The sequence below is a fragment of the Microbispora sp. NBRC 16548 genome, assembly GCF_030268985.1.
GTDB classification, from domain to species: Bacteria; Actinomycetota; Actinomycetes; order Streptosporangiales; family Streptosporangiaceae; genus Microbispora; species Microbispora catharanthi.
This window is the reverse complement of record NZ_BSSF01000031.1, coordinates 43,371-50,032: the sequence shown is the minus strand read 5'-3', so window position 1 is coordinate 50,032 and position 6,662 is coordinate 43,371. Positions and strand designations below refer to the sequence as shown.

At 68.5% G+C, this 6,662-nt stretch carries 4 protein-coding genes; 2 read left to right on the top strand and 2 right to left on the bottom strand.

Annotated elements, in window-relative coordinates; translation table 11 throughout:
- The first annotated feature begins 295 nt into the window (after positions 1-295).
- Positions 296-1,876, top strand: a complete 1,581-nt coding sequence (locus QSK36_RS41685) for a trypsin-like serine peptidase (RefSeq protein WP_225898739.1) — start codon at positions 296-298, stop codon at positions 1,874-1,876.
- Positions 1,877-2,311: 435 nt separating this feature from the next.
- Positions 2,312-3,766, top strand: coding sequence for a trypsin-like serine peptidase (locus QSK36_RS41680; protein ID WP_225898740.1), 1,455 nt, complete (start codon positions 2,312-2,314; stop codon positions 3,764-3,766).
- Positions 3,767-3,865: 99 nt separating this feature from the next.
- Here QSK36_RS41680 and QSK36_RS41675 read toward each other — a convergent pair whose 3' ends face one another.
- The gene (locus tag QSK36_RS41675; protein ID WP_285786250.1) at positions 3,866-5,674 is read right to left on the bottom strand and encodes an ABC-F family ATP-binding cassette domain-containing protein; all 1,809 of its coding nucleotides are present in this window, start codon (positions 5,672-5,674) and stop codon (positions 3,866-3,868) included.
- A gap of 12 nt (positions 5,675-5,686) precedes the next feature.
- Positions 5,687-6,613: a 4-(cytidine 5'-diphospho)-2-C-methyl-D-erythritol kinase gene (locus QSK36_RS41670; RefSeq protein WP_285786249.1), complete on the bottom strand. Its 927-nt coding sequence runs from the start codon at positions 6,611-6,613 to the stop codon at positions 5,687-5,689.
- Between the last annotated feature and the right edge of the window lie 49 nt (positions 6,614-6,662).

The window sequence follows — 6,662 nt, the reverse complement described above, 5'->3', positions numbered from 1 at the left end:
CATCGACACCAGCGTCTCCCCGTACTTCGACGGTGAGACCCTGGCCGTCTACCAGTACGCCGCGAAGTTCGCTTCCGGCAAGATCGTCTGAGACTAGCTCTCTGACGCTCTGACTGGACCGTAAAGGGAAGGGCCCGGCCTCCAGCCGGGCCCTTTTCCTATATCGCGGGTGGCTGTCACGCATCGCTCCAGTAACAGCCCTTACGCCCCAATGATCTCCTCCGATAACTTTATTCCCATCCTTTACTGACGCATGGGGCAATAGTCACGCCCCACGCCAGACCTGGGAGAAAAAGTGAAGCGCACCCTCGCTCTTGGCGGCGTGGCGGCCGGCCTGCTGGCTTCCGCCGTCGTCGCCTCCCCCGCCCAGGCGGAGAAGGTTCCGGCCAAGCCCCTGGCCGAGACCAACTTCGCCGCCAAGCAGGTGGCCGCGTTCTGGTACGGCGAGAAGATGGCCAACCTGATCAACGCCACGCCGTACAACGTCGAGACCAAGGTCTCGTCCAAGGTCGTCGCCCACCTGCCGAAGGAGCCCACCTCCGTCAAGCCGGGCGTCGTCGGGTCCAGCGGCGACCAGAAGCCCACCGGCACCTCGAAGAACGTCAACCTGCCCCGGTCCTCCGGCAAGGTCTTCTTCGTCGGCGCCGACAACAAGCCGCACTGGTGCACCGCCACCGCCATTCAGAGCGGGCACAAGAACCTCGTGGCCACCGCCGGTCACTGTGTCTTCAGCACAGTGAAGGAGAGGGACACGATGAGCAAGTGGGTCTTCGTGCCCGGCTACTACCAGGGCAAGACCCCGTGGGGCATCTACGTCGGCAAGACGGCCTTCACCCACTTCGACTACGAGGTCTACGGGGACGGCGACTTCGACTACGCGTTCGTGGCCGTCTACAACGGCGTCCAGGTCACCGACGTGAAGACCGACAGCGTCAAGAACTGGGTCGACAAGCGGGTCTTCAAGACCCTGGCCGAGGCCGAGAAGGCGCAGAAGGACGTCGAGATCAAGGAGACGGGCTGGGCCGGCAAGATCGTGCCGTTCGTGTCCAAGCCCGAGACTGTCGTCAGGGACAAGAAGAACAAGGAATACCAGCAGGCGTGGGTCGACGTCTGCACCTGGGCGCACTGGCAGAACCTCCAGGCGGCGGCTCTGACGGCTGAGAACAAGGCCCCCGCGACCAAGGACGCGGTGGACATCCTGAACAAGGGCCGCGGGGAGACGACCGACTTCAAGACCGCGCCCGGCACCGGGATCAAGGTCACCCGCGTCTCGCTCACCGAGTACGACTCGGCCAAGGACGAGGTGAAGCTCGGCGACCTCGTGTTCCGCGTCTCCGAGGACGGGAAGAGCGTCTACTTCATCTACGACCACGGCTACTACAAGGTCAACTTCTGGGCCAAGTTCGACCTGGACTACAAGCTGGTCGGCAAGATCGTGGACATCACGCTGAAGGACGTCGGCCGCCTCGGCGACAACGTCCCCGGCCAGGGCCTCGCGTACAACCAGAAGGTCGGCCAGCCCACCTACGTGTTCGGCTACCCGAGCGGGTCGCACCCGGACGGCAACTACGCCTTCACCGGCAAGACCCTCAAGTACAGCTACGGCAAGACCTTCCCCGCCGTGGCGCCGTCCATCAAGGGCGAGGCGCTCCAGGGCATCAAGTCCTCCTTCACCGGTGAGGGCGCGCTCGGCTCCGGCTGGCTGTTCAAGTACGACAACAGCAAGCGGTTCGGCTACCTCAACGGCGTGACCATCGGCGTCTCGGACACCGACGGCAACGACCGGTACGACACCAGCATCTCGCCGTACTTCGACGGCGAGACCCTGGGCGTCTACAAGGTCGCCGCGACCGCCGCATCCGGCAAGATCGTCTAAGCGCTCGACCTCACGCGAAGGGCCCGGCAGTCTGCCGGGCCCTTCTCTCGTTTTCCGGCTCTCCGGCGCCCTCCGGGCCGCCCCCGCGCTCTCCCTATGCTCTGCGCCCCGCCGGGATCGCTGCCGGCGCGCGCACGGGTGAAATCAGACGTGATCACATCGCCCCACGGTTCCATCCGGCAAATGTGATTTACATCACATTCTCGCCTTCGACGATCAGTGACGCAACGTGATCGCGACCTCTCGAAATCAGCATCTCATCAGCGGAAACACAGGAACCTTTCAGGTTCGGATCCGACCTCGATCCTCTCCGGTGCGCCGACGGAGCGGTTTTCAGCGCTACTTTCCGCCTGACTCCTCCGATAGCTTGCTTACCGTCCCTTTACTGACGTGTGGGCGAACTTTGTGCCCCCGACAGACCGAGGAGAACACCCCTTGAAGCGCACCCTCGCATTCGGCGGCGTAGCCGCGGGCCTGCTGGCCTCCGCGGTCGTCGCCGCCCCCGCACACGCGGACTCCGTACCGCACGACACCCTGGCCAGCTCCAACTTCGCCGCCAAGCAGGTCGCCGCCTTCTGGTTCGGCGAGCGTATGGCCAACCTCCGCAACGCCAAGCCGTACAACGTGGAGACGCGAGTCTCGGCCAAGCACGTGTCGACCGGCGGAGCGTCCGCGGACAGCAAGCCCGGCGTCGTCGGGTCCAGCGGCGACAAGAAGGCGACCACCAGCACGAAGAACGTCAACCTGCCCCGCACCACGGGCAAGGTGTTCTTCATCGGCGCCGACCACAGACCGCACTGGTGCACTGCGACCGCGGTCCAGTCGCACTACAAGAACCTGGTGGCGACCGCCGGCCATTGCGTGTACGACACCAAGAGCAACAAGGCGACCCTCGACAAGTGGGTCTTCGTCCCCGGCTACTACCAGGGCAAGACCCCGTGGGGCATCTACGTGGGTAAGACCGCGTACACCCACTACGACTACGACGTCTACGAGGACGGCGACCGCGACTACGCGTTCGTCACCGTGTACAACGGCGTCCTGCCCACCGGCGGTTCCAGCAAGCACTACGCCCGCACCTTCGAGACCTACCGTCAGGCCCGCGGGGCCAAGGCCAGGCTCGACAGGGACAACGCCTACTCCCACCTGCGTATCCGGCCCGTCCTCGACACCGACCACGTGGTCAAGGAGGGCACCCGCGAGTCAGAGAAGGTCTACGTCAAGCGGGACGAGTGGAAGAAGCTCAACCCCGAGGGCACTCCGGCGAACGGGCCGTTCAAGGAGGGCACCGGCGTCACGGACAAGGAGTACACCTCCAAGCCCGACGGCTGGGACGAGGGCAAGGCGTCGGCCGACGGCAAGGCCTTCTACCTCAAGAAGGGCGACAAGTACGTCGTCCGCACCTACTGGATCAACTACGACGTCGACTACCGCCTGACCGGCCGGACCCTGTCGATCGGTCTCAAGGACGTCGGCACCCTCGGCTCCAACGTCGGTGGCCAGGGCCTGGCCTACAACCAGAAGATCGGCAGCGGCACCTTCGTCTTCGGCTACCCGAGCGGCTCGCACCCGGACGGCAACCACGCCTTCTCCGGCAACACGCTCAAGTGGTCGTACGGCAAGACCTTCAAGGCCAGCTCCCCCACCATCAACGCCCAGGAGCTCGTGGGGATCAAGTCGTCGTTCACCGGTGAGGGCGCGCTCGGCTCGGCGTGGCTGTACCGCTACAGCAACACCAAGCGGCTCGGCTACCTCAACGGCGTGACCATCGGCGTCGCCGACCGCGACGGCAACCAGCGCTACGACACCAGCGTCTCCCCGTACTTCGACGGCGAGACCTACGGCGTGTACAAGGTCGCCGCGAACAACTGGTCCGGCAAGATCGTCTGATCCGCCACCGCGCACGCGAAGGGGCCCGGCACCGCGCCGGGCCCCTTTTCCGTTCCTCATCACACCGGCGGCGTCGGGGCCGCGGCCGGTCGACGGCCCCTACTGCCCTTCGAGGCGCTCGGCCGCCGTCATCCACTCGAGTTCGGCCGACTCCTTCTGCGCGGCGATCTCCCGCAGCTCGGCGTCGAGCTTGGCCAGACGTTCGAAGTCGCTCGCCGCCTCGGCCATCTCGGCGTGCAGCTTCGCCTCACGCTCGCCGAACTTGTCGATCTGCCGTTCCAGCCGGTTGAGCTCCTTCTGCAGCTCCCGCAGCTCCTTGGCGGACAGCCCGCCCGCGGGCGCCTGCTGGTCGTCCTGGCCGGCCCGCTCGGGAACGCTCGCGGCGGAGGCCGCCCGGGCCGACAGGGCCGCGCCCGCCGCACGGCGTTCCAGGTATTCGTCCACGCCGCCCGGCAGCATCGAGAGCCTGCCGTCCCCCAGGAGCGCGACGCAGCGGTCGGCCACCCTCTCCAGGAAGTACCTGTCGTGGCTGACCACCACGAGCGTGCCCGGCCAGGCGTCGAGGAGGTCCTCCAGCTCGGTGAGCGTCTCGATGTCGAGGTCGTTGGTCGGCTCGTCGAGCAGCAGGACGTTCGGCTCGTCCATGATCAGCCTGAGGAGCTGAAGTCGCCGCCGCTCGCCGCCCGACAGGTCGCCGACGACCTTCCACTGAGCCTCGCCCCGGAAGCCGAGGCGTTCGAGCAGCTGGGAGGCCGACCACTCCTTCTTGCCCACCTGGACGTACTTGCGGATCTCCTCGACCGTCTCCAGCACCCGCCGCGTGGGGTCCAGCTCGGCCAGCTCCTGCGACAGGTGCGCGAGCCGCACCGTCTTGCCGCGCACCATGCGGCCGGAGTCGGGCTCGACCGTGCCGGACAGCAGGCGCAGCACCGACGACTTGCCCGAGCCGTTCACCCCGATCAGGCCGATCCGGTCCCCCGGGCCGAACTGGTAGGTGCAGTGGTCGAGCACCAGCGGACCCGATGCCGGGCCGCCCGCGTGGAGCGTCACGTCCTCCAGGTCCGCGACGGTCTTGCCGAGCCGCGCCGAGGCGAAGTTCAGCAGCTCGACGGTCTCCCGCGGCGGCGGCTCGTTCGCGATCAGCGCCTCGGCCGCGTTGATCCTGAACTTGGGCTTGGAGGTCCGGGCCGGCGGTCCGCGCCGCAGCCAGGCGATCTCCTTGCGCATGAGGTTCTGCCGGCGCTCCTCCGCGGCCTGCGCGATCCGCGCACGCTCGGCCTTGGCCAGCACGTACGCCGCGTAGCCGCCCTCGTATCGCTCGACGGAGCCGTCGACGACCTCCCACGTGCGGGTGGAGACCGCGTCGAGGAACCACCGGTCGTGGGTGACGACGAGCAGCGCGGACTTGCGCTGGACGAGATGCCCGGCGAGCCAGGCGATGGCCTCGATGTCGAGGTGGTTGGTGGGCTCGTCGAGGATCAGCAGGTCGTGCTCCTCGATCAGCAGCCGCGCCAGGGCCGTACGGCGACGCTCACCGCCCGACAGCGCGCCCGCGGGAGCCGCGAGGTCGATGTCGGCGAGCAGGTTGGCGAGGATCTCCCTGATCGCGGCGTCGCCGGCCCACTCGTGCTCGGCCCGGCCGGCCAGGACGATGTCCTTCACCGCGGTGTCCGGGTCGAACTGGTCACGCTGGGAGAGCGTGCCGACGCGCAGGCCGCGGGTATGCGTGACCCGGCCGCTGTCGGGCTTCAGCGCCCCGGCGATGATCGAGATGAGCGTGGTCTTGCCGCCGCCGTTGCGGCCGACGACGCCGATCCGGTCGCCTTCCTCCAGCCCGAGAGAGACGTCGGCGAGCAGGGGCTTGGGCCCGAAGGCGTGGGAGACGGACTCCAGATTGACCAGATTCATCGCCCGTCAAGCTTATCCGGCCGCGGTGGCCCCGGGGACGGGCCCGTGGGCGGTGACGACGGCGCGGCAGCCGTCCGCGTCCTTGATCAGGGCGGCCAGCTCGTGCGCCCGCTCGGCCGACTCGGCCAGGAAGGCGCAGGTGGGACCGGACCCGGAGACGATCGCGCCGAGCGCCCCGTGCTCACGCCCCAGGGCGAGCGTGCCCGCGAGCGAGGGACGCAGCGCCAGGGCGGCGGGCTGGAGGTCGTTGGACAGCGCCTGCCCGAGCGACTTCGCGTCGCCCTCGCGCAGGGCGGCGAGCAGGGCCTCGCTCACCGCGGGCGTGGGCGCGGCCACCCCCGCCTCCTCGCGCAGCCGGTCGCACTCGCCGTACACCCTCGGGGTGGACAGACCGCCGTCGGCGAGCGCGAAGACCCAGTGGAAGACCCCGGCGGTCTCCAGCGGAGCGAGCCGCTCGCCGCGTCCGGTGCCCACGGCGGTGCCGCCGAGCAGCGCGAACGGCACGTCGCTGCCGATGTCGGCGGCGATCTCCATCAGGTCCTCGACGGGCAGGCCGAGGCCCCACAGCTCGTTGCAGGCCACCAACGCCGCGGCGGCGTCGGCGCTCCCCCCGGCCATGCCGCCCGCCACCGGGATCGACTTGCGGATCAGCAGATCGGCCCGGTAGGAACGGCCCGCCCGGTCGGCCAGCGCCCTGGCGGCCCGGACGGCGAGGTTGTCGTCGCTCACCGGAACCTCTCCGGCGAGGTCCCCCTCGACCCTGACCCCCAGCGGGGCGGCGGAGAGGTCCCCGTCGAGTGGCTCGGCGGCGGTGACCTCGTCGAACAGCGAGACCGCGTGGAAGACGTTCACCAGGTCGTGGTAGCCGTCATCGCGCAGCGGGCCGACCGCGAGCTGGAGGTTGACCTTCGCCGGCACGCGCACGGTGATCGCGCTCATCGCCCGTTCACCGGCTCGTGCCGTCCTCGCGCGTGTCGTCCTGGTGCGT